Raw genomic sequence first — 26,994 nt, 5'->3', positions numbered from 1 at the left:
TCACATCATGCCGCCCATACCACCCATACCACCCATGCCGCCCATATCAGGCATTGCAGGAGCGTCTTTCTGTGGCAGGTCTGTAACCATCGCTTCTGTAGTGATCATCAGGCCAGCAACAGATGCTGCGAACTGGATAGCAGAACGAGTTACTTTAGTTGGGTCAAGGATACCCATCTCGATCATGTCGCCGTACTCGCCAGTAGCAGCGTTGTAACCGTAGTTAGCTTCGCCTGCACGAACGTTGTTAGCAACAACAGATTCTTCATCACCAGCGTTTCGAGTGATTTGACGGATAGGTGCTTCCATCGCACGCAGAGCAACGCGGATACCTACGTTCTGCTCTTCGTTGTCACCCTGCAGATCAACAATCTTAGAAGCAGCACGGATAAGAGCAACACCACCACCAGCGACAACACCTTCTTCAACGGCTGCGCGAGTTGCGTGAAGTGCGTCTTCTACGCGGTCTTTCTTCTCTTTCATTTCAACTTCAGTTGCTGCACCAACTTTGATTACTGCAACACCGCCTGCCAGTTTAGCAACGCGCTCCTGAAGTTTTTCTTTGTCGTAGTCTGAAGTCGCTTCTTCAATCTGCTGACGGATCTGAGCTACACGGCCCTGAATCATCGCTTCTTCACCAATACCGTCGATGATAGTGGTGTTTTCTTTAGTGATTGTTACACGCTTCGCCTGACCCATATCTTCAAGCTGAACTTTTTCCAGCTCCAGGCCAACTTCTTCAGAAATTACAGTACCAGCAGTCAGTACCGCGATGTCCTGAAGCATTGCTTTACGACGGTCACCGAAACCAGGTGCTTTCACAGCAGCTACTTTCACGATACCGCGCATGTTGTTCACAACCAGTGTTGCCAGCGCTTCGCCTTCAACATCTTCAGCGATGATCAGAAGAGGGCGAGATGCTTTCGCTACTGCTTCAAGAGCTGGTAGCAGTTCACGGATGTTAGATACTTTCTTGTCAATCAGCAGGATGAACGGGTTTTCCAGATCAACCGCACCCGCTTCCTGGTTGTTGATGAAGTATGGAGACAGGTAACCGCGGTCGAACTGCATACCTTCAACTACGTCCAGCTCGTCTTGCAGAGCCTGACCTTCTTCAACAGTGATAACACCGTCGCGGCCTACTTTTTCCATTGCTTCTGCAATGATGTTACCTACAGTCGCATCAGAGTTTGCAGAGATAGTACCAACCTGTGCGATAGCTTTAGTGTCTTCACATGGAACAGACAGTGCTTTCAGTTCTTCAACAGCAGCAACAACTGCTTTGTCGATACCGCGCTTCAGGTCCATTGGGTTCATGCCAGCAGCAACTGCTTTCAGACCTTCGTTTACGATAGCCTGAGCAAGTACTGTTGCAGTAGTTGTACCGTCACCAGCAGCATCGTTAGCCTGAGACGCCACTTCTTTAACCATCTGTGCGCCCATGTTCTGGAACTTGTCTTCCAGTTCGATTTCACGCGCTACAGAAACACCATCTTTAGTGATAGTCGGAGCACCGAAAGATTTGTCCAGTACTACGTTACGGCCTTTAGGGCCCAGTGTTACTTTTACTGCGTCAGCCAGAACGTTTACACCTTCCAGCATTTTGATTCGTGCATCGTTACCAAATTTAACGTCTTTAGCAGCCATGTCAGTCTTCCTTTCTTAATTTTTAATTTGAAGTGATCGGATTATTCAACGATAGCCATGATGTCGTTTTCAGACATGATCAGGACTTCTTTACCGTCGATCTTTTCAGTCTTAGTGCCGTAGCCTTCAGCAAAGATCACAGTATCACCAACTTTAACGTCCAGCGGCTGTACTGAGCCGTTTTCCAGAATGCGGCCTTTACCTACTGCCAGTACTGTACCGCGAGTAGATTTTTCAGCTGCAGAACCAGTCAGAACGATGCCGCCAGCAGATTTTGATTCAACTTCTTGGCGCTCAACGATAACTCGGTCATGTAAAGGACGAATGTTCATCGGTCGTCTCTCCTGATTTGGTAAAATCCATACAATAAATAAAGGTAAGGGTTCGTGTCCCTTACTTTTTCTGATAACTAGACATGTTGGGACGTTTTTTCGAATCCCAAGTCCCCGGTGACATTTTTTTCAAAAAATTCACCGAGAATTTTTGCCCGATCACACTCTTTGCATTAGGGTAAGCGGGCATCCCACTTCTGAGACCACTATGTCGATAGCAAGAAAGGCAGATAAACACGGGCTGTTGTCCGCTCCGATCCCCCTCGCCCTGCGCCGATTAACCGTTCCTATGGTATTCGGTATGGTGGCGATCCTGATGTTTAACTTGGTCGACACCTTCTTTATTTCACTGCTGGGCACCGAAGCGCTGGCAGCGGTGAGTTTCACCTTCCCGGTTACCTTTGCCCTCAACTGCATCACCATGGGAGTCAGTGTCGGGATATCAACCAGCATTGGTCGTCTGCTCGGCAGCGGCAATAACCAGGATGCCGCTAGGTTGGCGACTCACGGCCTGTTACTCGCTGTCGTTCTAGTGATCACAGCCTCCATTCTGGGGTTAAACACAATAGAACCCCTGTTTAGCCTGCTCGGTGCGACACCTGAGCTGCTACCCGTTATCAAACAATATATGCAGATCTGGTATTTAGCCATTCCGCTGCTGGTGATCCCAATGGCAGGCAACAGTGCAATCCGGGCAACCGGGGATGCCAAAAGCCCGGCCCAGATCATGATGCTGGCCGGATTTATCAATGGTGTACTGGATCCTTTACTGATCTTTGGATTAGGGCCGTTTCCCGAACTCGGCGTGCAGGGCGCTGCCATTGCCAGCGGGATCAGCTGGGCTTTCGCCCTGATCAATTCGCTCTATATTCTAATCAGAAGAGAAAAACTGCTGGCCAGACCGCAACTGACACTGATTAACAAAGACTGCCGCCAAATCCTGCAGGTTGGTACACCAGCCGGGTTATCCAGCGCGCTTAACCCGCTCTCCGGCGCACTATTGATGTGGCTACTGGCAACTCAGGGCACTGCTTCTGTTGCCGCCTACGGTGCAGCAATGCGGATAGAATCGATTCTGGTGATTGTAATGATGGCACTGGGTTCAGCTCTGATGCCGTTTATGGCCCAGAACTTAGGCGCTAATCAGAACCACCGGGCATTCCAGGCGCTGTTTACCTCCATGCGCTTTGCCATCATCTTCCAGCTACTGGTCTTTATCATGATGGTGCCTCTGAGCTGGCCGTTGTCGTCAATGTTCAGCCAAGATACCGCGGTACAGCAGCAGCTCTGGCATTACCTGATTGTGGTACCGCTCAGCTATGGTATGCAGGCTGTTTGCATGCTGCTGATCAGTGCGCTTAATGCTATGCACAAACCCATTCATTCCCTGATCTGGAACTTGCTGCGACTGTTCGGATTTTTGCTGCCGGCAGCCTGGGTGGGCAGCCAGATTGACGGGACGGAAGGGCTGTTTGTCGGTATTGCCATCGCCAATATGATCAGCGGGATCGGCGCTTATTTATATGCGGTCAAAATGCGGCGTGATGTGTACAAAAATCCGGTCAAAACGATCTGAATCTACCCCATTATTTCCCAGCAGCAAATATTAACAGTATTAACAGAAAAGGCAGCCAAACGGCTGCCTTTTTATTCAACATTAGTCATAAAAGACTACTAATGAATTAATGCAATCTGCGATCAGTATCGTTCTCTTTCTGTTCGTCCTTACGCTCGAATTCACCATCGAACACATCACCTTCAGAAGAACGCTGGCGGAACGGGTCATCCTGCTGTTCAAATGGCCCCTGGCTACCGAAGCCCTGACTGCCGAAACCAGCACTGAATCCGCTGCCCATATTCTGAACCTTGACCCTACTCATCAGCTGCTTAGCCAACATCGCCCGTGGTGCAGGCAGCAGCACCATCATACCGAGAGCATCCGTCATAAAGCCTGGAGTCAGCAGCAACACACCGGCTACGGCCAACATCACCCCTTCAACAATCTGCTGGGCAGGCAGCTCGCCTTGCTGCAGGCGGCTTTGCACCGACATCAGCGTCGCGATTCCCTGACTGCGAACCAGCGATGCCCCGACAATGGCAGTAACCAATACCAGCGCTATCGTAGGCCACAGGCCGAGAAATCCCCCCAACTGGACAAACAGGGCGATTTCAATGATAGGTACAACGATAAAAAGCAATAGCAAAACAGGAAACACGACTTACCTCGATACGGTTGATGTCTGTTACAAATAATCACGTTATGGCAATAATCTTGCCCGAAAACATAACCCTTCTTTATCTCTATTAATAATGGGAACAATCCGGCAGTTTTCAACTACGCGAGTGTAACAGAAAGCAACCATAATTAATTTGCTGAACGGCACCTGAAAGGATGACACAGGGACTTCACATCCTGTCATATTTCGTCATTTTTAAACATAAAACACCAAGGGAAAATTAACAGTAAATGTGAAGTCGATCGCGTTTTTGTGCAAATGTATTCAACCACCTTAAAAAAGTGATCTTGATTATGTTTTTACCCCTAAAGGGGAGTATTATCAGCCCCAGACAAAAGGTGTCAGGTACGATCATCTAGCCAAAATCTCTACGGAATGGACTCTGTTCTTTCAGATTGGCTCAACATTTGTTTTTTTATAGCAGATTCCACTTTAAGGCTACGTTATGTCTCAGATGATTGATCTAGAAAAAAAAGAAACAACTACTAATGTTGCAACCCGCATTGAAGAAGATCTTCTTGGTGAACGCCACGTCCCAGCTGAAGCATACTGGGGTATTCATACTCTTCGTGCAGTAGAAAACTTCAACATCTCCAATAAAACTATCTCTGACGTTCCAGAATTCGTTCGCGGTATGGTTTTCACCAAAAAAGCGGCGGCAATGGCGAACAAAGAGCTGGGCGCTATCCCTTCTGATGTAGGTGAATACATCATCAAAGCGTGTGACCAGATCCTTGAAACAGGTAAGTGCATGGATCAGTTCCCGTCAGACGTTTTCCAGGGCGGTGCCGGTACATCAGTAAACATGAACTCTAACGAAGTTATCGCTAACCTTGCTCTGGAACTGATGGGCAAAGAAAAAGGCGAATACGACATCGTTAACCCTAACGACCACGTAAACAAATCTCAGTCTACTAACTGTGCCTACCCAACAGGTTTCCGTGTTGCTGTTTACAACAGCATCATGAACATGCTGGAAGCACTTGAGTACCTGAAAGCAGCATTCGACGCGAAAGGCGAAGAATTCGGCGACGTACTGAAAATGGGCCGTACCCAGCTTCAGGACGCTGTACCTATGACTGTTGGCCAGGAATTCCACGCATTCGGCGTACTGGTTAAAGAAGAAATCAAAAACCTTCGTCACACAGCTCAGCTTCTGCTTGAAGTTAACCTGGGTGCAACAGCTATCGGTACTGGTCTGAACGCAGCAACTGGCTACCAGGAACTGGCTGTTCAGCGTCTGGCTGAAGTAACTGGCCTACCTTGTGTACCAGCTGAAGACCTGATCGAAGCAACATCTGACTGTGGTGCTTACGTAATGGTTCACGGTGCTCTTAAGCGTACCGCTGTTAAGCTATCTAAGATCAGCAACGACCTGCGTCTTCTTTCTTCAGGTCCACGTGCCGGTCTGAACGAAATCAACCTACCTGAAATGCAGGCTGGTTCTTCTATCATGCCAGCTAAAGTAAACCCAGTAATCCCAGAAGTGGTTAACCAGGTTTGCTTCAAGGTTATCGGTAACGACACCACGGTTACTTTCGCAGCAGAAGCAGGTCAGCTTCAGCTAAACGTTATGGAACCAGTTATCGGTCAGGCAGTATTCGAATCTATCGAGCTGCTGAAGAACGCTGCAATCAACCTGCGTGACAAGTGCATTGATGGCATCACAGTAAACAAAGAAGTTTGTGAAAACTTCGTGTTCAACTCAATCGGTATCGTAACTTACCTTAACCCGTTCATCGGCCACCACGAAGGTGACATCGTAGGTAAGATTTGTGCCGAAACAGGTAAGAGCGTACGTGAAGTAGTTCTTGAGCGCGGTCTGCTGACTGAAGAACAACTGGACGACATCTTCTCTGTTGATAACCTGATGCACCCAGAGTACAAAGCGAAGCGTTACAACTAATAACGCATTAGCGAGTTAATTTAATACAAGGCGGATTTTCAGGACGAGGATCCGCCATTTTTTGCTACAGATTTCCCCCTTTTTTTATTTATTTTTTATTTTACTAAGACAGGACAATCTCATGATTGGTGTAGAACTATTTGTCGTTCTCGCGTTCATTTATCTGGGCGCAAGAATCGGCGGTATCGGTATTGGTTTTGCCGGCGGTGCTGGTGTGTTGGTGCTTTCTCTAGGTCTGGGAATGGATGCAGGTAATATTCCTGTAGACGTTATCCTGATCATCATGTCGGTAATTACCGCAATCGCAGCCATGCAGGTTGCCGGCGGTATGGACTGGCTGGTTGATCTGGCAGAAAAATTCCTGCGTAAGAACCCTAAACGCATCACCTTCTACGCACCGATGGTAACTTACTTCATGACTCTGCTTGCAGGTACAGGCCACACAGCCTTCTCGACCCTGCCGGTAATTGCAGAAGTTGCCAAAGAGCAAGGCGTTCGCCCTTCCCGCCCACTATCAATTGCAGTTGTGGCTTCACAGATTGCAATTACCGCATCGCCTATCTCCGCAGCGGTTGTATTCTTCTCTGGCATTCTCGAACCGCTCGGAGTGGGCTACCTAACTCTGTTGGCTATCTGTATCCCTACTACCTTCATTGCGTGTATGGCCGGTGCATTTGTGTCTAACTTTATCGGCTGTGAGCTAAAAGATGATCCGGTTTACCAAGATCACCTGGCAAAAGGTCTGATCAAAATCCAGGGCGCAACCAAGCGTGATATCCTGCCGACAGCGAAAAAAGCCACTTATATCTTCATTATCGCTATCATCGCTGTTGTTGCTTACGCAACCATGATTTCAAAAGCGGTTGGTGTTATCGAAGATCCGGCACTGGGCCGTAACGACGCTATCATGGTATTCATGCTGACAGCGGCAATGGCTATCGTCACCTTCACTAAGATTGACGCATCGAAAATTGCCAACGCACCGACATTCAAGTCTGGTATGAGCGCTTGTGTGTGTGTACTTGGTGTGGCATGGCTGGGTGATACTTTCGTATCTGGCCACATTGCAGAAATCAAAGAATTTGCCGGTGAGATTCTGGCTCAGTACCCATGGATGCTGGCAGTAACCCTGTTCTTTGCTTCTATGCTGCTGTACTCACAGGGCGCAACAACCACTGCTCTGATGCCTGCGGCACTGGCTATCGGCGTAGCTCCGCTAACAGCTATTGCGTCTTTCGCAGCAGTAAGTGCGCTGTTCGTACTGCCTACTTACCCAACCCTGCTGGCTGCGGTTGAGATGGATGAAACCGGCTCTACCCGTATCGGTAACCTGGTATTCAACCACCCGTTCTTTATTCCGGGTGTAGTCACTATCACGACTTCTGTAGCCCTGGGCTTCTTGGTTGGCGGTATGTTCCTGTAATTGCCACTAGCAATACGAATATACAAAGGCTGCCTCCGGGCGGCCTTTTTATTAGGCACTTCTTTTCGAGCCTTTGGAACGCTTAATCCTAACAGGCGATAACAACGGCTACTCGGCAAAACCTTCAGCTCAATGCAAGTTCCAAAGCAATAATATTAAAACAAGAAAAACCGTCTCTCTTGAATTGTCATCTCATAACTAATGCAAGGAAAACGCATAGTAAGCAATCACTAACACAACAAGAAAGACGAAGATAAAAACAGACAAATCCGGTTACGTTTTACCGGGAAATAAAACAAGCAGTGGATAAACAAGACAGGTAAGATGGGGGATTTAATGTCTCCGCCTCATCCTGAGGCGAAGACAGTGAACAAATCCGGATTCCCATCGAATTTGTTCAACCGGTTCGTTCGTCAATCCCAACGAACTGGCCGATGCTATGTCTCAATTTGCTACAGACTCAGGCTTAAGACAGGAAAGCCTGAGCCGCTATAGTAGTGATTGAGCGAGCGTGGTGATAGAGGTAAAAGCGTGATGCAGCGATGCAAAAATGGTATGAAGTTAGACGACCTGCGCACTCTGATTGCAATTGCTCAACAAGGAAGTTTCAGGGCAGCAGCCAGTGCGTTAGATATTCCCCCGGCCACCCTGAGCAGGCGGTTACAGCGGCTGGAAGATACCCTGGGCAGCCAGCTGGTAATCCGGGACAGCCGCAACGTTTCGTTAACCCCACTGGGACAGAATTATTTCGATCGCTGCCAGCCTCTGATTGAAGAGCTGGAAAGTGCCACCACCGAACTACAGGACAGCAGCCACAGCAATCCACGCGGTGCGCTGCGAATTTCTGCGCCGGTCGGCCTGCTGACTTACCGCCTGATGCCGCTATTTAACCGCTTTATGGCGCAGTACCCGGAAGTCACCCTATCGCTGACCCACCTGTCAAACCAACACCATGACTACAGCCCGGAGCAATATGACGTGGTGTTCCGTGTCGGCCGGCAACCGGACTCCAGCTTTGCTGCCGCCAAAATCGGCCAGTCGCAACGAATTCTGGTCGCCTCTCCGGATTACCTAGCACAACATGGCGCACCATCACATCCTAACGATCTCAATCAGCATGCCCGCCTGGCAAGCGTCCCGGAGTTTGAGTGGGCACTTACATGCAAGGATGAAAACCACCAGCTGGAAACCATCTGGGTTAACTCCCCCGTCAGAATGGCGATCGCCGATCTTAACAGCATCAAACAGGCAGCCATCGACGGGCTGGGAATTGCCAGCCTGCCTAACTATGTTGTTGCCGATGACTGTCAGCAACAACGGCTGACAACCCTGATGGACGACTGGTGTTCACCGCCCCGCCCTATCTACATGTTGTATCAGCGACTTGGCTACATTCCGGCTCATATCCGCTGCTTTACCGACTTTATGCGTGATGCGCTGGCAGGCTTTTAACGGTAAGCTTGGCAACAGATTTCAAGGTCGATGAAACCAAACACTGATTAACACGGTCTGAGGGGGTATAGTAATAATATCCTCACTGTACCTGCAGGGACGTTCTGTATACGAGTCTGACTTTAATGATGAGATTGACAAAGCACTACGGGTTATCCCGATTTTCCACCCTTATCGCGCTGTTAGGGATCTTACTGGCCACTATCGCCAGTCTGCCAGTCCGGGCCGAGTTTTCCTTTGGTTTCAACAGCAGCAGCGAGACACAGTTTGTCGCCGTTGATGAGGCCTTTCCTTTCAACTTCAGCCAGCAGGGTAATGTGGTTTACCTCGACTGGCAGATCAAGCCCGGCTACTACCTGTACCAGCACCAGCTATCTGTCAGCTCAGATAATGCCAAAATCGGCACGCCCGACATTCCAGCCGGGCAACCATACAAAGATGAGTTCTTCGGGGACGTCAATATCTACACCGAGCCACTGACCGTCTCGGTTCCGCTGCTTGAAGCCGACAACAGCTCAGTGCTGACAGTTCGTTACCAGGGCTGTGCCAAAGCCGGTTTCTGCTATCCGCCGGAAATTCGCCAGGTACCGTTAACGGCGGTAATGACAGCCAAAGATGTAACACCTCCGGGTTCAGCAACCACCTCTGCATTAAGCGATAAGACGGAAGTAAGTACTGACATTCAAACATCAGCAAGCACAGTCATCACACCTGCGACCCAACAAGATCAGCTGGCCAGCGATCTTGCCGAACAATGGTGGACTCCGTTGGTCTTCCTGGCACTAGGGATTGGCCTCGCCTTTACTCCGTGTGTTCTGCCGATGTACCCAATCCTGACCGGTATCGTTCTGGGCGGCGGGCAGCTCAGCCACGGCAGAACTTTCCGCCTGTCATTTACCTATGTTCAGGGGATGGCATTGACCTACACCCTGCTGGGGCTGGTTGTCGCTTCTGCCGGTATGCAGTTCCAGGCTGCCCTGCAACATCCTTACGTATTGATTGGCCTGAGTGTAATGTTTGTCCTGCTGGCGCTTTCTATGTTCGGTGCCTACACCCTGCAACTGCCAAGCAGCGTCCAGACCTGGCTCAGCACCCTGAGCAACCGCCAGGAAGGCGGCAACACCGGCAGCGTGTTCATCATGGGCGCCATTTCCGGCCTGGTGTGTTCTCCATGTACGACAGCACCACTGTCCGGGGCGCTTATTTATGTTGCCCAGAGCGGCGACCTGCTGACCGGTGCCGTTGCGCTTTACGCCTTAGCACTGGGTATGGGTATCCCGCTGATCCTGGCCGCTATGTTCGGCAACAAATTACTGCCGAAGGCCGGTAACTGGATGGTACATGTGAAGGTCTTCTTTGGATTTATCCTGCTGGCCGTGCCTGTATTCCTGCTTGAGCGCATCCTGCCGCACAACGTTGTGCCTTACCTGTGGTCTGCGCTGGGTGTTGCCGCATTCGGCTGGCTCTACCATGTCAAAAATACCCTATCGGTATCATGGCGCAGCAGTACGCTGGCGGTGATTGCGATTGTCGGCCTGTTTATCTCGGTCCAGCCGATGTACCAGTTCATCGCCGGTGAGGCAACAACAGCGGCGCAGCAACAGGAAATGAAGGTTGAATTTGAACGCGTAACCACCATTGATGATCTCAACCTGGCACTGGCTGAAGCCAAAGCACAGGGCAAACCAGTCATGCTCGACTTCTATGCCGACTGGTGTGTGGCCTGTAAAGAGTTCGAAAAATACACCTTCCATGACCCGGCTGTAGCACCAAGGCTTGAGCAATTTATCCTGCTGCAAGCTGATGTGACTAACAGCTCACCGGCTGATATTGAAATGCTCAAAGAGATGGATGTGCTCGGCCTGCCGACGCTGGATTTCTGGGATGCTGAAGGTAACCGTAACAGTCGCGCCCGCCTAACCGGCTTTATGGAGGCCAGGCCGTTCATCGACCACCTGGAAAACCACCAGCTGGTTAACTGATATAAACCGAATACAACGAAAAAGGAGCACTGTGTGCTCCTTTTTCATTCATATCAACGAACGGCTGAATACAACTCTATTCCCGCAAACCCTGCAGCAATTCATAGCGTGCGACAATATCTCCCTTTTCGTCGCTCTCTTCATACTGCTCACGCAGCTCATTAATCGCATCATGCATAGATTTACTCATACGATTAACATTGCAACTCGGTGCCCACTCCAGTATTGAAATCATCACACAGACCGGTTCTTCCAAATCAAGTTTCACAAGATTGTCACAACAACGGTGAACATGGCGCTGAATCCGCTCCGCGACAACTTTTGCCCCACTCAAATCAGTATCAGGCAGCAGCACAGCGAACTCATCACTGCCAACTCGAGAAATGAAATCCCGCGGTCGATAAACCCCGCGACGCAAGCCTTTTGCAACCCGCTTCAGTAGATCTTCATAGGCATTATAGCCACAAGTCATCGTATAGAGTCGCAAAGGCTCAATACTCACCACCATCACTGTCATCTCGCTATTGTGGCGACGGGCTGCCATTATTTCCCTGTCCAACATCAGCTCAAAATGGCGATTATTCTGCAATCCAGTTATCGGATCAACCAGAGACACAGACGCCAGCTCCTTACGCAAGCGCTTCTCTTCAAACTCATGCAGCACTGAAGAATGGAACCAGTGATACAGGCACTCCCTGATCACTATCACAATCAGCAAACGGCTGGTCAGGCTCAGAAAAGAAATCGCCTCATGATCCAGCTCTGATGATACTCTAGTAAAAAGAAACGAGGCTAATACCGGCAATGCTGCCAGATACACGGCCGGGCGGTAACTGAAAAATGCCACCACCGACAGGAAAATAAACAAGTCACCATAAACATAGAGGGTGGTGAAGTATGTATCATGCAACAGCAACGGAAACAGCACAGCCCAACCGATGCCCAGCAATCCGGCCAACGCCAGTGACACTATCTGCCAACGAACCCTGAACGTAATAATCTGCACTACAGTCCAAAGAGCCAGCGCCCCCACCCCCAACACCGCAACAACACCGCTGAAGGAAGACTTCACCGAACTATCTATTGTCGGCTGCCCCCAGAACAACTCAATGGCTATCAATCCTAACAGTAATACAGATGTCGCAGTGATCAGCTTCCAGCCCTGTAACTGGCGATCGAACTTCTGCTGTTCAAGGTATCCCTGCCCGTTACTTCTTGAATCGATATGATGGATCATTCCCTGTTCCCAATATTGGTTTGACGTATCATAGCAAGCGACTCATTTGTTCAATTACTTAATAATATCTCAGCCACAGTAATAAGTGAGAACAAGAGCTGATCCAGCTCCGATCTTGGAGGCAACCAAATTGATCAGACTAATTTCCGGTGATAGCGTTGTTTATTAAGTACAACAAAAACAAACAGAAGTAACTGCACATGGACGCTCAGTACACTATTGTTATTGCCGATGATCACCCGCTCTTCCGTAATGCACTGTTTCAGTCTGTGCATATGGCAATCAGCGGGGCCAATCTGCTGGAAGCAGGTTCTCTCGATACTCTGCTTGCCCTGCTTGAAAAAGAGCCTGATGTTGACCTGCTACTGCTCGATTTGAAAATGCCCGGCGCAAACGGCATGTCCGGCCTTATTCAACTGCGCAGCCAATATCCGGATCTTCCTATCGTTGTTATCTCTGCCAGTGAAGAGCCAAGTATTATTCGTCAGGTACGCAGTCACGGTGCCTTCGGTTTTATCCCCAAATCCAGTGACATGCGTGCTTTAATTGCGGCCCTGAATCAGGTGCTCGAAGGCGAACCTTATTTCCCGGAAGGACTTGGCGAAGGGGAGGATAATGACGAAATCAATGCGCTGGCCGAACGCATCGCAGCCCTGACCCCACAACAATACAAGGTACTGTGTATGCTCTCTGACGGTCTGCTCAATAAGCAGATAGCGTATGAGCTGAATGTCTCCGAAGCCACTATCAAGGCGCATATGACTGCGATCTTCCGCAAATTAGGGGTTAAAAACCGCACCCAGGCAGTGATATTGCTGCAACAGATGGACTTAAGCCATCCGTAACCAAAACAACCTGCTCATCGGAATCCGGGATTTCTATCTGATGCGTTAGACTTTTGGCTAAAACAACCTTTTCATAACACACCCAAACCTCCACCCAATTCACAAAATCGCCGTCATTACGGCGATTTTTCCGTATTTCTCTCGACTAAAGTTGCACGGTTAGCTTTCAGAATCGTTGCTATTGTCTCTTGGTAACAATTTCTTAACTTAGCTGTATTAGCTAAAGGATGACGTGAAAGGAGATAACAATGGCGTTTGAATCCAAGGAACAGGCTCAGGCCTATTGGAAGGAGAACCTCACCACGATGGGCTCGCTGCTGGCCATCTGGTTTCTGGTTTCTTACGGAGCCGGCATTCTGTTTGTCGATGCCCTCAACAGCCTCCAGCTCGGCGGCTTCAAATTAGGTTTCTGGTTCTCACAGCAGGGTTCAATCTACACTTTTGTTGCCCTGATTTTTGTCTATGTCGTGCGCATGAACGCACTCGACCGTAAGTTCAACGTACACGAAGACTGAGGGGGAACTTCATGGATATCCAGACCTGGACCTTTATTTTGGTGGGCATTACTTTTGCCCTGTATATCGGCATCGCCATCTGGGCAAGAGCCGGTTCCACCCGTGAATTTTATGTTGCCGGCGGTGGTGTTCACCCTGTCGCCAACGGTATGGCAACTGCCGCAGACTGGATGTCTGCCGCATCCTTTATCTCCATGGCAGGTATAATTTCATTTGTCGGTTACGACGGCGGGGTATATCTGATGGGCTGGACTGGCGGCTACGTTCTACTAGCACTGTGTCTTGCTCCCTACCTGCGTAAATTCGGCCAGTTCACAGTGCCGGATTTTATCGGTGAGCGTTATTACTCGAAAACTGCCCGTATGGTTGCAGTCTTTTGTGCCATCTTCGTTTCCTTTACCTATGTGGCAGGTCAGATGCGTGGGGTCGGCGTGGTATTCGCCCGTTTCCTTGAAGTGGATATCAACATCGGGATCATCATCGGCATGGGGATCGTCTTTTTCTATGCTGTCTTGGGCGGAATGAAAGGCATCACCTATACCCAAGTCGCCCAATTCTGCGTGCTGATTTTCGCTTTCCTGGTACCGGCAATCTTCACTTCGATCATGATGACAGGCAATCCGATCCCGCAGATCGGCATGGGATCCACCATCAGTGGTTCAGAAACTTATGTTCTGGATAAACTCGACGGCCTGACCACGGAACTCGGCTTCACCGCCTACACCGACGGCTCAAAGAGCATGGTTGATGTCTTCTTCATCTGTGCCGCTCTGATGGTCGGTACAGCTGGTCTGCCACACGTAATCATCCGCTTCTTTACCGTACCGCGCGTCAGGGATGCCCGTATTTCAGCAGGCTGGGCACTGCTGTTTATCTCTATGCTCTACACCACAGCTCCGGCGGTTGCTGCCTTTGCCCGTGTTAATATGATTGAAACCATCAATGGTCCGGATCAGCAAGGCGTCGCCGCTGCTGAAGCCCCTGGCTGGGTGACAAACTGGGAAAAAACCGGCCTGGTGAAGTGGGAAGATAAAAACGGTGACGGCAAGATGTTCTATTCCGGAGATGAACGCAATGAGATGAGCGTTAACCGCGATATCATCGTTCTGGCAAGCCCTGAGCTGGCGAAACTGCCGAACTGGGTAGTCGCCCTGCTGGCTGCCGGTGGCTTGGCTGCCGCCCTGTCGACGGCTGCAGGTCTGCTACTGGTGATCTCAACCTCAATTTCCCATGACCTACTGAAGAAAGGCTTCAAACCAAACATGACGGACAAGCAGGAGCTGATGGCCGCCCGTGTTGCTTCGGCACTGGCTATCGTCGGAGCCGGTTACTTGGGGATCAACCCGCCGGGCTTTGTCGCCCAGGTTGTTGCCTTCGCCTTCGGACTGGCCGCCGCTTCATTCTTCCCGGCGATTATTCTGGGGATCTTCTATAAGCAGATGAACAAAGAAGGAGCCATTGCCGGCATGGTATCAGGTATTGTCTTCACCGCTTCTTACATCATCTACTTTAAGTTCATCAACCCGGCGGCAAACACACCTGATAACTGGTTCTTCGGCATCAGTCCGGAAGGTATCGGTACTCTGGGGATGTGCCTGAACTTTGTCGTCTCGATTGCAGTAAACAAGGTGACTTCGGAAGTGCCGCACAATGTGCAGGAAATGGTGGAATCTATCCGCTATCCGAAAGGAGCCGGTGAAGCACAAGAGCACTAAAGATTAGGAGCGAGAAAAGAGAAATTAAATCTCAGATAGAAAAAACGGAGCTCTCAGCTCCGTTTTTTATTCTTCCTGTTACCACAGGCCTTTTTTCTTCACCTTCTGCATATTTGCAATGGTTTCGGTCAGGTCCTGCTCTTCTTCTGCCGGCTTTTCCGCGGGCGCACCAGCTATCGGAGCAACAGATAGTTTCTTAATCAACTCACTCTGGGCTTTAATCAAAGCCTTCAACTCAGCAATCTCACGCTTGTGGTTAGTCGCGCGGATCTCATCCGTCAATGTCTCTTGGAGCTCAGAAAAATCAGGCAGTTCAACCTCAGAAGATGGCTCCGTAACAACAGGCATTTCAGGTACAACCGGGGCCTCAGGTGCCGTTGGCGCAGCCGCTGCTGGTGGAATTTCAATGGATGACACAGACTCAGCCAATTCAGTACACAGGTTCACCAAAGTCTGGCGGGTTTCAGCCAGTTCCTGCTGAGTTTCCTGTTGATTCTGTAGCAATGCTTGTTCACGTTCAGATGATTCAGAAGACAAAGTCATCAATGCCTGACGCGTTTCAGTCAGCTCCTGCTGGGTTTTCTGCTGACTAAGCAGCAACTCTTTCTCACGCTCAGCAGATTCAGTCACATGACGCAGATTTTCTTCGCTGGCATAACGAAGATCATCACGCAGCGATTGGATCTCGGTAAACAGCGGCGTCATGTTAACCGCAGATTTAATTGCTTCAATATCCTGGCGGGAAATATCAGAAGGCTGACCCGACGCCATCGGAACAACCAGACCACAGGCATCCAGTTGCTGCTTCAGTGTCGCCATCTTAATGGTGTCATCACCAAGGCAAGTGGACAGTCCGGCGCTCAGCGCCGGACTCAGCAAATGCAAAAACATCCCGGAAAGATAGATGTTTTTATGCATATGCAGGCTGTTATGGAGATCCATACCAGCCTCTGGGTTATCGAGCATACTTTTACGCTCGTTCACCCATTTTTGCATAACGCCGACCGCATAGCGGTCGGACAATGAGTTGACAGGATTTAGATAAATCGAGTAGTTAACCCGCTTTAACTGACTACTCATCTTCTACCTCAATAAGGGTTTCACGCTCGATGTGTACCTCATCCTCTTCGGTATTGTACAGGCACAGTTCACGAGCAAGTGCAGACTGAGAATCTTTGATCAGTACTACACGATCACCCAGGGTTTCATAGGCTGCTTTAATTGCAGGATAAACCAACGGAGCACCACCACCAACCAGATAAACACGGTTCGGGTTTTTAGAAAATTTCTTCGCTTCGTAGGCTACCGCACTACCCAGCTCATCAATCTTAGTCTCGATTTTCTCAAGAATAATCTCGATCTTAGATTCGTCGTTCACTACATCTTTAACGAAATCCAGATCATCACGACGTTTGATCAGCTCATTCGCTACCAGGTAGCTTGAATCACTGTCTGCCGCTGCCAGTGCTTTACGGGCTGCGTCAGTCACCATGCATACACCGATTTCGTTGTTACCGTAAATAGCAGACACATCGTCAAACTCACCAACCACGATACCCATATCCAGCGTTGTACCACCACAGTCAACCACCAGCGAACGGGTGAATTCATTGCAGTTTGAGTTGATCAGGGTAGACATCACTGCCGGCAGACTTTCCGGCATCACTTCCACCTCAACCACGTCAAACAGCTCGCCCTTGTTCAGGCTGATTTCACGCATCAGGTTTTCACGCTTCTTAGCGATTTTCGCTTCATTACGCTGGCAGTCTTCTGAGTTGTAGAATTCAGTAATCGGCAAAGTCACCACCAGGGTAACCGGACAAGGCTTCAGGCCAGTCTGAAGCAGGGCGTGGTGTACTGCCAGCAGGTTCAGATCATCATACTGGTAGTCAACGTGCGTGGTTTCCAGCGCCTTATCTGAGGTCGCATCGTAAGTGTACTTAGTTGTACCGATTGTGTAGTTATATACTCTCTTATCGCGTCGCAGCGCTGCACTCTTCCAGTCTTTGCGGAAAGAGTTTGGTGACACGATGGTTTTCAGCTGGTTATTCTCAATCCAGCTCACCTTTACGTTTGTCGAACCATCATCAACCGCAATTTTAAACGCAGATACTGTCATAACTTTTCTCACAATAACAATTAATAACTAACAACACTTTATAAAAACAAAACGCATACGATATGCGCTAATTAAATAGTAGTGAAGTTTTCACACATCAAAGTGCAATAGGTTTTATCTATTGAAAAATAAAATAAATAAAGTTTAAAGCGGTGAAAACACCGCTTTAAATATAGTTTTATGACATCTTCAGCAACATCAAAGGTAACATCTTGTCATCAACCTCCAGCTGCTTCTGAAGATTTTTAATCCCTTTACTTAAAATAACTCTATGATCTTTAGAGCGGTGATAAGACTGCATAGCCAATATGATGTCACTCTCTTGCAAAGGACGTTGAGAAGCAATAGCAGCCAGTGCCCCACGCAATATGAAGAAGTCTGTCACTATATCAGTGAAGACCTCGTACATATTATCAGCAGGGAAGTCATGTTGGTACATCTTATATATGAAATAGTTTAACCAAACATGGGAATTATTATTAAAATAATCCTGATAATTACCATTAAAACCTTGAAGCAAAATCTCTTTTTGCTTGTTTACATCATCGCCTGCCGGTTCAAAAGCATCAACCAGTAGCTCATGCAACAAGTGCATCCTTTTAATTACTTGACTCTGGTTTTCTGTGACACTAATAGCGAACTGAACATTAAAAACTTTAATTAACTGAGATGCATGTAGCTCTAATGCCGAATTCATACGCTCATACAAAGCACTAAATTCACCATTGGTGATTTTTTCGCAGCAGTAAGTAAAAGTCTGATTGAAATCATCAATATCAGACTGATGTGCATCCAGGTATTTCAGGGTCATCCCCAGCAGGAACAACCTTTCTTCTAGCGGGAGAGACTCCAACAACAAGACATCAATAAAGAGCTGGCGAACATTGTCGTACCACTGAGGTCGTTCATATTCAACTGCATTAAATGCATTATCATGAAGCTGCTCACTGTGGAAATTCATTGCCGACGGATTCAATAGAATCTGACGGGCAGCTTCAGGACATGACAATGTCAAGCTACTTTCGAGTTGTTCCCCACGAATATTGTACAAGCGAGGATAACTTTGGCATGTATGAGATAGTCGACTATGACCATGGGCTTTATGAACTTCACACAAACCAGCCTGCTCACGAAACGGACAGACCCCATTTTCATCCAGCTTAATCTTCGCATAGCTGGCAGCACTTCTCGTACGCACAATCACTTGCTGTGATTTGATCTTCAAATCACTTTTTTTAGTCATAAAGCTATAGGTTGGCTTATCGATAAGAATATCCCAACCATGACAGCAGTGATCCTCACATTTGTCTGCAATACAACTAAAGTTCTTCACGAATTCAGGGGTAATTACTGTTTTCATCGAGCTTCTCAGTTCACAAGCATATCAAGACGTGAGACCGGGCGGTTCGCTTCAGCAAAGCTTCTAGCATTTTTCACCGCAGTGCCTTCACTCTCATCTATTTGACCTTTGCCAAATAGCAGCGCTAGCTGATCATCGGCTTCCTTGGTTAAGACCATCATTTCGATCCGGCGGTTTTTCCCGCTTCTTGTATCTTGTTTATAAACCGGCGTACGCTCGGCCATAGCCACAACCTGCAGCACATTATTCGTCGACAGGCCAGAATCAACCAGTACCTGACGTGCTTTCAGGGCGCGGGCTCCCGACAAGTCCCAGTTGCTGTAATCCTGACGCTTGAACCGAGTACTATCGGTATGGCCACTGATCACCATACGGTTTTTAATTTGTCCCAAAATCGGTGCAATATTAAATAGCATGTCTTCAAAGAACGGAGTCAATTCAACACTGCCTCGCTCATACATGAAGTGTTCATCATCATCCTGGATAAGAATACGCAGCCCCTGCGGAACAATTTCCAGCACAATGTTTTCTGACGCAGACAGCTCTTCAGCAATCTGACTGATCGCTTTTGCCAGCACTGATAACTGCGGCGTAGACAGATGCTTACCGGCAATCGCAGAATTCAACTTACGGTTACGACCACCTTTTTCACTGCCCTGTGATGACTTATTAAACATCGACGAACCAAAGCGTTCCTCTCCTGAACTAAGCTCACTCATCGGCTTTTCAAACGGAGACATATTGCCGTCAAAATCTATCGGGAACGGACTATTGGTGATCTCGAAAATATTATCAAACACGGTCGCTGTCTGAAGGCGTTGCTCAATCTCCATTCGCTCTTCCTGGGTTGTGATCCCCATCAGCCACAGCACCATGAAAAAAGCCATCATTGCCACTGCAAAGTCGGCAAAGGCAACCTTCCAGGCACCACCATGATGTTCATCATGGTGACCCTTACTTTTTTTCTTAACTATTATGATGTGATGATCTTTGCTCATAAGTGATTACTGCCCGGTCATCCAACCTTCCATATCAGCAAACGTCGGCTTGTATTCGGTATGCAGTACCTTACGGCCTGCATCCAAAGCCAGCAGGGTAGGCTTACCCTGAGCCTGAGCGACCAGAATCGCTGTAATCATATGCAGTGCCATCATCTCTTTTTTAACTTGGTTAGCAATGGTTGCTGCCAGTGGATCAAATACGGCATAACACATCAAAATACCAAAGAATGTACCTACCAGTGCCGCCGCTACTTTTACCCCGATCAGAGCCAGGTCACCACCAATGCTCTGCATGGTAACAACGATACCCAATACCGCCGCAACGATACCGAAGCCCGGCATCGCTTCACCGACTTTAGCCAGCGCTTTAGAAGGGCGGATCAAATCTTCTTCCAGGGTATGCAGTTCTAGCTCCAGCACAGCTTCAAGATCGTGATGATTTACCTTACCCATTGCCATCATTCGCAGGTTATCGGTAATAAAACTGACAATGACATTAGATTTAGCTACATCCGGATACTTGGCAAAAATGGCGCTGCTTTCCGGATTTTCGATATGATCATCAAGCTTTTTAATGCCGTCTTTACGGATCACCTCCAACAACTCGAACATCAGTTCCAGCGTCGACTTATAAAATTCCTGGCTATAACCTTTACCGAAAGCCATTTTCAGGCGAGTTGCGACATTTTTTAGCACATAGGTCGGATTAGAGATCACCATCGCCCCAAAACCGGCTCCTAAAATGATAATAAATTCAGCTGGCTGCCAAAGTGCCAGCAGGCGTCCCGATGCGTGGGTGTAACCGTAGACAATGCACCCGAAAATAATGACAAAACCGATAATAATTTGCATCTTATGACTCCGTTAAACTGACTCTCGCCAGTCAGTTAACATGCTATTCAGACTTTTCAGTGCCTTTTTATGGATCTGGCTGACCCGCGCTTCGGTCAGCTCAAATACCAAGGCAATCTCTTTAAGGTTCATTTCGTGCTCATAATAAAAACTCAAAATGACTTGCTCTCGCTCAGGTAAACGAGCCAGAGCGGCAGCCATCGCTTGTTTTAATTGACCACGTTCATAGGTATTGCACTGAAAACTCAAGCCAAAGAATTGCTCTCCATCCTCTTGCAAGGATTCAACACTCCCGAGATTTTCAGCCTGGCTGTCAAGGCGGCGCTGTTGTACTTCAGCCAGTTCAATACCCATTTCTTCTGCCATCTCCTGCTCCGTCGGCTGTCGACCTAACTGGCGGGAGAGCTGGCGTTCTATATCTTTGAGTTCGTAGCTATTCTGGCGCGAACGACGGGAACGCCAGTCCATCCGGCGCAACTCATCTAATACCGCACCACGAATACGCTGCACAGCGAGGCGCTCCAGAGCCGTATCCTCTTCATCCGGATAACGACGGATAACATCGAGCAGAGCCATCAGGCCAATCTGCTCCATATCTTCCAGTGACATCACAGTCGTTACCTGAGCTGTCAAATGCTTCACGATACGCTTTACCAACCCGGCATTCTTAGTAACCAGACGCTGCTCGCGCGCTTTCTGACCTAACTGGCGACTCTGCTGATAAGCTTGAAGCCCTTGGGCTTCATAGGACATTGCTGCACTGTGCACATCAAACTCCTTACTGAACCACCATCTTAGTGATTAGTACTTGATCGATACCGTTACTACTTGCCATGTCATTCATGACTTTCTGTACTCGCTCACGCAATGCCACTTGCAGTGGTTCCATTACGCCAGGCTGAGTTAAATCGTTGTAATGCAGCTCACTGAGCAAAGTGATGATGCCATTACGAACAACCGGTCGGTATTCCTCCACCAGATCCAACTGTTCTTGGTTGTAGCTCATAATTGACAGCTCCAGCATCAGGTAATGCAAGCGATCATCCCCCGGAATACTCACCACAAATTTGGTCAGTGGCAAAAAGACCGGTTTTTTAACCAACGCTGCAGGTGGTAAAGCTTCTGGTACAGGAGCTTCAACCTGCTTGGCCTGCTGCTGGAAATACCACCAGCCTCCGGCACCGGCTAATACAACAACCACCAGAACAACAGCGGCTATAATTAACGGCAACTTGCTCTTGGCTTTTTTGTTTTCTTCTGTCATATCAATATATTAAGTAATGCTAAACCATAGATTCATAACGACCGTCCAACTCTTGGGCAGATGTTGAAGCCGCTTCTTGCTTGGCAGCCGTCACATTATTTGTAATCACTGCCGGCTCATCATCTGATCCCGAATGTTGACGGGACTGCTGATACATACCACTGGAAACTGAAACATCAGCCAGTTGCATCTGGCTGCCATCAAAGTCGAAACGCAGGCGATCTGCATTAGCAGCGAGTGCTTCACGCAATTGCGGGTGGGCAGCAGTAAAGTGAACCGACACTTTGTCGCCTTCCAGACGCAAATTGATCTCCAAACGTCCCAGTTCCGGCGGGTCAAGGCGTACATGCGCATGCTGGATCTGATCTGTTTTGCTCAGCTGCATACGGGATCGCAATTGATCCACCAGATCACGCCCCCATTCCGGCTGAGTGATATCAACGCTTGCTTGCAATTGTTGTGCCTGAGCGCTAGCAGCAGAGGCTGATTGCGCAGAAGCCTGTGCTGCCTGCGTTAACATGTTGATATTGCTACTCATTGCACTATGGACATGAAGCGTTGGTGTCGCCAGCGAAGTTGTGGTCAGCTTTTCGATAACGGAAGGATCGATAGCAGCCATCAACTCTTTATTGTTCGCCAGCATTTCATTCGGAATAGCAGAGGCCTTAACCTGAGGTAGCGACTCTCTGGCTGCCAGCAATGCTTCGTGAACAAGCGCTTGTGGCTCTTTAGGGACAGCAACCGGCATACCCTGTGGCTTAACCAGCGTCTGTAATTGTTCCAATACAGCGACTTTCCCCGGCTCAGTAACACCCGTACTCTGTAGAGTTTGACCCGTCATTGCGACCTGTAGCATTTCCGCTGAAACTTCCGCTTCCGCTTCCGCCGGTAAGTTTGCTCCTTCCGGTTTCACCGCCTGAGCCAACAACTGCTCAATCTGCAAAGCCAACTCCTCAGCCGGTAACGGCTGCTGCATACCTGCCACTAATGCCGGTTGTACTTCTGCATCAGGCGACGTTTTCTCTGCATGAGGCAAGCCTTTATCCGCCTCCGGCTTTTGATCCAGGCGCTGCTCAAACTCGGCAAAGCTCATCGGCTTTTCGCCGTTGCTACCATTGGTTTTTACACTTGGCATATCCGCAGACGTAGCCGTTTTTGCTACATTTTTAACTGCTACATTGGCTGTAACTTGCATGTCACTCTTTTTATTATCTGTTTTGCATATACGCGAGCATGCCTTCACGGTTGCTCGCCTGCTGTGTAATTTGCTGCTGGGTCTCCGCTTTCTCGCGCTCTCCGGCTGCAATCATGGTGCTATATAGTGAATTAAGCTTTTGAAGCTGAAGCTTCTCAGCTTCCGTAAGTCGCTGTTGTTTAATTTTGGGAATAGCACGCTGCAACTTATTATCTAGCTGTGCCAATACATCCCAGTCTTGAGCAGACAATGCCTGCTCAAAACTGTCATGCAACCCCTTTAGTTGCTGTTCAAGCTTCACCGGCAACCTGCACACGATCAGGCTTCAGAACCACCCAGCCTTCCAGGATTTCAGTGATTAAATGGCTGACTTCATCGATACCTTCAACATCATTATTGATATTGGCTTCAAACAGACGACGACCACAGTAGTCATAAAGACGGAATAATTCCTGTGTCACCTCACCGCCTTTTTCCTCATCAAGTACTGAACTCAAACCATTCAGAATGTCGATACACTTGGAGATCATCATGCCTTTGTCAGCAATCTGCTCACGCTCCATAAAACCACGGGCGCGCCCAAGGTTTTCAAGCAGCCCCTCAAGCAACATCTGAATAAGGCGATGTGGGCTCGCTGATGCCGCCTGGGCATGATTCTGTGAATGTTGATATGCACCTAAGCCTTCGTTATTCATCATCTTTCACTCTTTTTAGCCCAACATGCCAATCAGCATCTGTTGGGTTTGGTTCATACTTGAGATTTTGGTGTCCATTTTTGCGTAATAAGCTCTCAGTGTTAGCGTCTTGGCTTCCATGCGTTCATCCAGCTGCTCACGCTCTTTTGTCAGGCGTTCATTGTTATACTCCAGCTGGTCAAGACGACGGTCGAACGTACCACCATTTTTGTGGTAGTCATCCAGTACCGTCATCATGCTGTCCATCATGCCGGTCGAAACACCGTCGCCCAAAAACAGCTTGGAAACCGCATCGAAATCATCTTCCAGTGCTTTGTCCAGCTTGCTCTGGTCAATTTCCAGCGTGCCCTGACGGGTTGTCTTCACACCCAGCTGCGACAAAGTCTGGTAGGTGGAAGTCGTGAATTCATCACCAACAACCCCGCGTAAGCGGCTAACCATGCTTCGGGTAGCTGAATCGCCCGACAGTGCTGCTGCGCCGTCTTCACTCGATTTGGTATAGGTGTTAACCGTCTCCATCACCGAGTTATAGGCTTCAACAAAACCCTTGATGTTGTCTTTTACCGCCGCCTCATCACGCTCAACCTTGACATTAACCGTACCGGTATTTTTCAGGTTAAGAGTGATCCCGTCGATCACGTTTTCCATTTTGTTGGTCGCGGAAGTCAGCTCCATCGAGCCGTACTTCACAATGGCATCCTGGGCGACCTGCAAATTTTTCTGACCGTTTTCAGGTAACGCTAAATCCAGGCTATTGCCGTTAGTCGCTAATCCACCAACCGAAATTGCACCGATTGCGTTTGCGATACCGGTATCTTTACCGTTCAGCACCATACTGATACCATCACCCGAACGTACCAGCGTCGCTTTCACCCCATCATTGTCAGGGTGGTTATTGATTGCCGACTGGATCTCTTCCAGCTTGACGCCTTGAGCAGGGTCGTTCAGGCGGTCAATTTCGTCCTGATACTGTTGCTGCACGCTGTTATAGCTATCCAGGCGCGCCTGTTCGAAACGAGAATCTCCAGAGTCGTTCAGGATCGTATCAATTTCAGCAGCATCTGCTGTCACATCCAGGCTGTACTGATCTGCAATTTTCTGGCGAACCTGAGCATCATGATCGGTCATCTTGGTTGTGTTCTGCGCCACCAGATCGCTTTTAACGGTGGTAATGTCCAGGTTGACCGCTCCAAAGCTGATCGTCCCCGCCGTAAACATACTGCCTTCGGTTACCTTGAACAGTTGTTCGCGTTCAGCCTGCGCCATCTGGGTAACTTCAAAACCGTACTCACCCGCAATCGCAGCGTCATCAACAGTTGCTGACAGCACATCTTTGTTACTCAGCGATGCCTTTAGCTTTTGCAACTCACGGCTGGAGTTCAGGCTTTCAACCTTATCGCGGAAGGAGTTCACCGCACTCTGAATTTCTTTCAGCGCTTCCATCTCGGCATTATTCATACCTTCCTGGCGATTAAGCTGGTTATCTTTCGGTGCACGTTCCGCAGCAATGATCGCGCCAATCATTGCTTCGTAATCAATCCCCGAACCTAAACCTGTCATTAACATACTTTTACTCTCCGTCGCGGACGCCTTTCCCGGAACCAGCCAGCCAGAACACAGTTAAGGCAAAATCCATGCCATAGTTAAGTTGTTGATTTTTATATTCTTTAGATAAAAATAAAGCGGAAGTAAAACTTCCGCTCGGAAAATAGTGGCGACATTTTGTTTGCCGCCGCCACCTATTTTTATTATTTGCTTCTTATTATTTACGCAAGAATTAGCGTAGTAGCTGAGAAACCATGCTTGGCATCTGGTTCGCTTGAGAAAGCACAGTGATACCAGCCTGCATCATAGTGTTCTGCTTAGTCATGTTTGCAGATTCAGCAGCGATATCAGCATCCATGATGCGGCCTTTCGCTACAGACATGTTCTCTTTGATGTTGCCCAGGTTGTTGATTGTAGACTGGAAGCGGTTCTGAACAGCACCCAGGTCAGCACGGATTGCGCCAACGTTCTCAAGCAGAGCATCAATTTCAGTAACTGCTGTACCTGCACTTGATTCAGATTTGATATCACCTAGAGCAGAGGTGCTCAGGTCTGACGATTTCACTTCCACACGAATGGTGTTAGCACCATTACCAGAACCACCTGCAGTTGCTACAGCGTAAGTATTTAGCGCATCAGTAACAGCATTCATCTGAGCTACTGTCGGAGCACCTGCGTCTACTGCTGTCATGTAAGTTTCAGCGGCAGTTGCTACTGTTTCCAGATCTGTCATTTTCTGAGAGAAATCATCTGGAACATCAATGTTGTCTAGTGTAGTACCAACTACAATTGCATTGCCGTCTTTATCTTCTGTAACGCCCACAGCTTTCAGAGCATCAACTGTAGCAGTAGTCATTGCGAAGTTTGAAGCTAGTGCAGGAGCTTTCAGTGCAGTAGCACCACCTTTAATCGATGTTAAAGTTGCAGTTGTTGTTGTACCGAATGCTTCAGTCAGTGCATCAGCGATATTTGCACGGTCAACCAGGTTACCTTTACCGTCGTCAACAACAGTAGCAAGTGCACCAGCAACACCTTTGTCTACTTCCGCACCAACCTGGAAGTTAACACCTGTAGCCAGCTTGTCGAACAGCTTCTCGCCTTTACCGAAAGTAGTAGTATCAGTGATACGGTTAAGCTCTTCGGTCATTGCCTGGAACTCTTTATCCAGCGCTTCACGGTCAGATGTAGAGTTAGTACCGTTCTTAGACTGTACAGAAAGGTCACGCATACGCTGTAGGATGTTGGTGTACTCCTGCAGAGCACCTTCAGCTGTTTGTGACATAGAAATACCGTCATTCGCGTTACGCTGCGCCACACCCAGACCGTTGATCTGAGAAGTCATGCGGTTAGCGATTTGTAGACCAGCTGCATCGTCAGCCGCGCTGTTAATGCGCAGGCCAGTAGATAAACGGCCAAGTGAATTGTTCAGTGAACCTTGAGTGCCTAGTAGGTTACGCTGTGCATTCATTGATGCGAAGTTAGTGTTTAGGCTCATTGCCATGGGATAGATCCTCTATTCAGTGTAATAACGAGCCATGTCAAAACGAGCGTCGAAATGCTTGAGTCGAGTATCGAATGACAGTGCTTCTCTCTTTGTTACTTTTAAAATGCGACCTGTTTTTGGATTGCTTAAACCTTTTTTTGGACTTTCTTATTAAAAAACGACCGTAAA

The 26,994-nt window shown here is 48.5% G+C and carries 24 protein-coding genes; 8 read left to right on the top strand and 16 right to left on the bottom strand.

Going from position 1 to position 26,994, the window contains the following annotated elements; all coding sequences use genetic code 11:
• A complete protein-coding gene (gene groL, locus C942_RS04565; protein ID WP_007462984.1) occupies nt 1-1,647 on the bottom strand; it encodes a chaperonin GroEL in 1,647 nt (548 codons plus the stop codon).
• Nucleotides 1,648-1,688: 41 nt separating this feature from the next.
• Nucleotides 1,689-1,979, bottom strand: a complete 291-nt coding sequence (locus C942_RS04560; protein WP_007462982.1) for a co-chaperone GroES — start codon at nt 1,977-1,979, stop codon at nt 1,689-1,691.
• 208 nt (nt 1,980-2,187) lie between these two features.
• On the opposite strand from C942_RS04560, the gene C942_RS04555 reads away from it, so the two are divergent.
• Nucleotides 2,188-3,555: an MATE family efflux transporter gene (locus C942_RS04555; RefSeq protein WP_007462980.1), complete on the top strand. Its 1,368-nt coding sequence runs from the start codon at nt 2,188-2,190 to the stop codon at nt 3,553-3,555.
• 106 nt (nt 3,556-3,661) lie between these two features.
• Here C942_RS04555 and C942_RS04550 read toward each other — a convergent pair whose 3' ends face one another.
• On the bottom strand, nt 3,662-4,195 hold the full coding sequence (locus tag C942_RS04550) for an FxsA family protein (protein ID WP_007462978.1): 534 nt from the start codon (nt 4,193-4,195) through the stop codon (nt 3,662-3,664).
• Nucleotides 4,196-4,661: 466 nt separating this feature from the next.
• Between C942_RS04550 and aspA the strand changes: the two genes are divergently transcribed.
• The 4 genes from aspA (at nt 4,662) to C942_RS04530 (ending at nt 10,979) form a co-directional block, all read left to right on the top strand.
• On the top strand, nt 4,662-6,122 hold the full coding sequence (gene aspA, locus C942_RS04545; RefSeq protein ID WP_007462976.1) for an aspartate ammonia-lyase: 1,461 nt from the start codon (nt 4,662-4,664) through the stop codon (nt 6,120-6,122).
• 121 nt (nt 6,123-6,243) lie between these two features.
• Complete coding sequence (locus C942_RS04540) at nt 6,244-7,545, top strand: anaerobic C4-dicarboxylate transporter (RefSeq protein WP_007462974.1); 1,302 nt, start codon at nt 6,244-6,246, stop codon at nt 7,543-7,545.
• A 555-nt stretch (nt 7,546-8,100) separates the two neighbouring features.
• On the top strand, nt 8,101-8,997 hold the full coding sequence (locus C942_RS04535; RefSeq protein WP_036798790.1) for a LysR family transcriptional regulator: 897 nt from the start codon (nt 8,101-8,103) through the stop codon (nt 8,995-8,997).
• 125 nt (nt 8,998-9,122) lie between these two features.
• Nucleotides 9,123-10,979 carry a protein-disulfide reductase DsbD gene (locus C942_RS04530; RefSeq protein ID WP_007462971.1) on the top strand — a complete coding sequence of 619 codons (1,857 nt, stop codon included), beginning with the start codon at nt 9,123-9,125 and terminating at the stop codon, nt 10,977-10,979.
• 76 nt (nt 10,980-11,055) lie between these two features.
• On the opposite strand, the gene C942_RS04525 is transcribed toward C942_RS04530, so the two are convergent.
• Entirely contained in the window at nt 11,056-12,216 is a 1,161-nt protein-coding gene (locus tag C942_RS04525; RefSeq protein ID WP_007462969.1) for a GGDEF domain-containing protein, read from the bottom strand.
• A gap of 200 nt (nt 12,217-12,416) precedes the next feature.
• On the opposite strand from C942_RS04525, the gene C942_RS04520 reads away from it, so the two are divergent.
• The 3 genes from C942_RS04520 to C942_RS04510 all read left to right on the top strand — a co-directional run bounded on the left by C942_RS04520 (nt 12,417) and on the right by C942_RS04510 (nt 15,291).
• Nucleotides 12,417-13,061 (top strand): response regulator transcription factor, encoded by a 645-nt coding sequence (locus tag C942_RS04520; RefSeq protein ID WP_007462968.1) that lies wholly within the window; start codon nt 12,417-12,419, stop codon nt 13,059-13,061.
• A 248-nt stretch (nt 13,062-13,309) separates the two neighbouring features.
• Nucleotides 13,310-13,576, top strand: coding sequence for a DUF4212 domain-containing protein (locus C942_RS04515; protein WP_007462966.1), 267 nt, complete (start codon nt 13,310-13,312; stop codon nt 13,574-13,576).
• Between the two features lie 11 nt (nt 13,577-13,587).
• Nucleotides 13,588-15,291 carry a sodium:solute symporter family protein gene (locus C942_RS04510; protein WP_007462964.1) on the top strand — a complete coding sequence of 568 codons (1,704 nt, stop codon included), beginning with the start codon at nt 13,588-13,590 and terminating at the stop codon, nt 15,289-15,291.
• A gap of 78 nt (nt 15,292-15,369) precedes the next feature.
• On the opposite strand, the gene C942_RS24290 is transcribed toward C942_RS04510, so the two are convergent.
• From C942_RS24290 to C942_RS25595, 12 genes are all read right to left on the bottom strand, one after another.
• A complete protein-coding gene (locus C942_RS24290) occupies nt 15,370-16,371 on the bottom strand; it encodes a hypothetical protein (RefSeq protein WP_051035712.1) in 1,002 nt (333 codons plus the stop codon).
• Nucleotides 16,364-17,410 carry a plasmid segregation protein ParM domain-containing protein gene (gene parM / locus C942_RS04500; RefSeq protein ID WP_007462961.1) on the bottom strand — a complete coding sequence of 349 codons (1,047 nt, stop codon included), beginning with the start codon at nt 17,408-17,410 and terminating at the stop codon, nt 16,364-16,366. Before parM ends, C942_RS24290 begins: the two co-directional genes overlap by 8 nt.
• A 178-nt stretch (nt 17,411-17,588) precedes the next feature.
• Complete coding sequence (gene fliB, locus C942_RS04495) at nt 17,589-18,770, bottom strand: flagellin lysine-N-methylase (protein ID WP_007462959.1); 1,182 nt, start codon at nt 18,768-18,770, stop codon at nt 17,589-17,591.
• 8 nt (nt 18,771-18,778) lie between these two features.
• Entirely contained in the window at nt 18,779-19,768 is a 990-nt protein-coding gene (locus C942_RS04490; protein WP_007462957.1) for a flagellar motor protein MotB, read from the bottom strand.
• 6 nt (nt 19,769-19,774) lie between these two features.
• A complete protein-coding gene (gene motA / locus C942_RS04485; RefSeq protein ID WP_007462955.1) occupies nt 19,775-20,623 on the bottom strand; it encodes a flagellar motor stator protein MotA in 849 nt (282 codons plus the stop codon).
• Nucleotides 20,624-20,635: 12 nt separating this feature from the next.
• Complete coding sequence (locus tag C942_RS04480; RefSeq protein ID WP_007462953.1) at nt 20,636-21,391, bottom strand: FliA/WhiG family RNA polymerase sigma factor; 756 nt, start codon at nt 21,389-21,391, stop codon at nt 20,636-20,638.
• 10 nt (nt 21,392-21,401) lie between these two features.
• Nucleotides 21,402-21,887, bottom strand: a complete 486-nt coding sequence (locus C942_RS04475; RefSeq protein ID WP_007462950.1) for a flagellar basal body-associated FliL family protein — start codon at nt 21,885-21,887, stop codon at nt 21,402-21,404.
• Between the two features lie 19 nt (nt 21,888-21,906).
• On the bottom strand, nt 21,907-23,082 hold the full coding sequence (locus tag C942_RS04470) for a flagellar hook-length control protein FliK (RefSeq protein ID WP_007462948.1): 1,176 nt from the start codon (nt 23,080-23,082) through the stop codon (nt 21,907-21,909).
• A gap of 13 nt (nt 23,083-23,095) precedes the next feature.
• The gene (locus tag C942_RS04465) at nt 23,096-23,383 is read right to left on the bottom strand and encodes a hypothetical protein (RefSeq protein ID WP_007462946.1); all 288 of its coding nucleotides are present in this window, start codon (nt 23,381-23,383) and stop codon (nt 23,096-23,098) included.
• On the bottom strand, nt 23,373-23,780 hold the full coding sequence (gene fliS / locus C942_RS04460) for a flagellar export chaperone FliS (protein WP_007462944.1): 408 nt from the start codon (nt 23,778-23,780) through the stop codon (nt 23,373-23,375). Before fliS ends, C942_RS04465 begins: the two co-directional genes overlap by 11 nt.
• Before the next feature lie 12 nt (nt 23,781-23,792).
• Nucleotides 23,793-25,343 carry a flagellar filament capping protein FliD gene (gene fliD, locus C942_RS04455; RefSeq protein WP_007462942.1) on the bottom strand — a complete coding sequence of 517 codons (1,551 nt, stop codon included), beginning with the start codon at nt 25,341-25,343 and terminating at the stop codon, nt 23,793-23,795.
• A 211-nt stretch (nt 25,344-25,554) separates the two neighbouring features.
• Nucleotides 25,555-26,823 carry a flagellin N-terminal helical domain-containing protein gene (locus tag C942_RS25595; RefSeq protein WP_007462940.1) on the bottom strand — a complete coding sequence of 423 codons (1,269 nt, stop codon included), beginning with the start codon at nt 26,821-26,823 and terminating at the stop codon, nt 25,555-25,557.
• Nucleotides 26,824-26,994: the final 171 nt, after the last annotated feature.

Origin of the sequence: Photobacterium marinum, assembly GCF_000331515.1 — a bacterium.
Lineage (GTDB): Bacteria > Pseudomonadota > Gammaproteobacteria > Enterobacterales > Vibrionaceae > Photobacterium > Photobacterium marinum.
This window is presented reverse-complemented; position numbering and strand designations above follow the sequence as displayed.

Coding starts and splice junctions, on each gene's coding strand:
- C942_RS04490 (WP_007462957.1), bottom strand. CDS start 19,768: ATGAGCAAAGATCATCACATCATAATAGTTAAGAAAAAAAGTAAGGGT.
- aspA (WP_007462976.1), top strand. CDS start 4,662: ATGTCTCAGATGATTGATCTAGAAAAAAAAGAAACAACTACTAATGTT.
- C942_RS04555 (WP_007462980.1), top strand. CDS start 2,188: ATGTCGATAGCAAGAAAGGCAGATAAACACGGGCTGTTGTCCGCTCCG.
- C942_RS04560 (WP_007462982.1), bottom strand. CDS start 1,979: ATGAACATTCGTCCTTTACATGACCGAGTTATCGTTGAGCGCCAAGAA.
- C942_RS04470 (WP_007462948.1), bottom strand. CDS start 23,082: ATGCAAGTTACAGCCAATGTAGCAGTTAAAAATGTAGCAAAAACGGCT.
- C942_RS04520 (WP_007462968.1), top strand. CDS start 12,417: ATGGACGCTCAGTACACTATTGTTATTGCCGATGATCACCCGCTCTTC.
- C942_RS04530 (WP_007462971.1), top strand. CDS start 9,123: ATGATGAGATTGACAAAGCACTACGGGTTATCCCGATTTTCCACCCTT.
- C942_RS04510 (WP_007462964.1), top strand. CDS start 13,588: ATGGATATCCAGACCTGGACCTTTATTTTGGTGGGCATTACTTTTGCC.
- C942_RS04535 (WP_036798790.1), top strand. CDS start 8,101: ATGAAGTTAGACGACCTGCGCACTCTGATTGCAATTGCTCAACAAGGA.
- C942_RS04515 (WP_007462966.1), top strand. CDS start 13,310: ATGGCGTTTGAATCCAAGGAACAGGCTCAGGCCTATTGGAAGGAGAAC.
- C942_RS04475 (WP_007462950.1), bottom strand. CDS start 21,887: ATGACAGAAGAAAACAAAAAAGCCAAGAGCAAGTTGCCGTTAATTATA.
- C942_RS04525 (WP_007462969.1), bottom strand. CDS start 12,216: ATGATCCATCATATCGATTCAAGAAGTAACGGGCAGGGATACCTTGAA.
- fliB (WP_007462959.1), bottom strand. CDS start 18,770: ATGAAAACAGTAATTACCCCTGAATTCGTGAAGAACTTTAGTTGTATT.
- C942_RS24290 (WP_051035712.1), bottom strand. CDS start 16,371: ATGAGTAGTCAGTTAAAGCGGGTTAACTACTCGATTTATCTAAATCCT.
- fliD (WP_007462942.1), bottom strand. CDS start 25,343: ATGTTAATGACAGGTTTAGGTTCGGGGATTGATTACGAAGCAATGATT.
- fliS (WP_007462944.1), bottom strand. CDS start 23,780: ATGATGAATAACGAAGGCTTAGGTGCATATCAACATTCACAGAATCAT.
- C942_RS04540 (WP_007462974.1), top strand. CDS start 6,244: ATGATTGGTGTAGAACTATTTGTCGTTCTCGCGTTCATTTATCTGGGC.
- C942_RS25595 (WP_007462940.1), bottom strand. CDS start 26,823: ATGGCAATGAGCCTAAACACTAACTTCGCATCAATGAATGCACAGCGT.
- groL (WP_007462984.1), bottom strand. CDS start 1,647: ATGGCTGCTAAAGACGTTAAATTTGGTAACGATGCACGAATCAAAATG.
- parM (WP_007462961.1), bottom strand. CDS start 17,410: ATGACAGTATCTGCGTTTAAAATTGCGGTTGATGATGGTTCGACAAAC.
- motA (WP_007462955.1), bottom strand. CDS start 20,623: ATGCAAATTATTATCGGTTTTGTCATTATTTTCGGGTGCATTGTCTAC.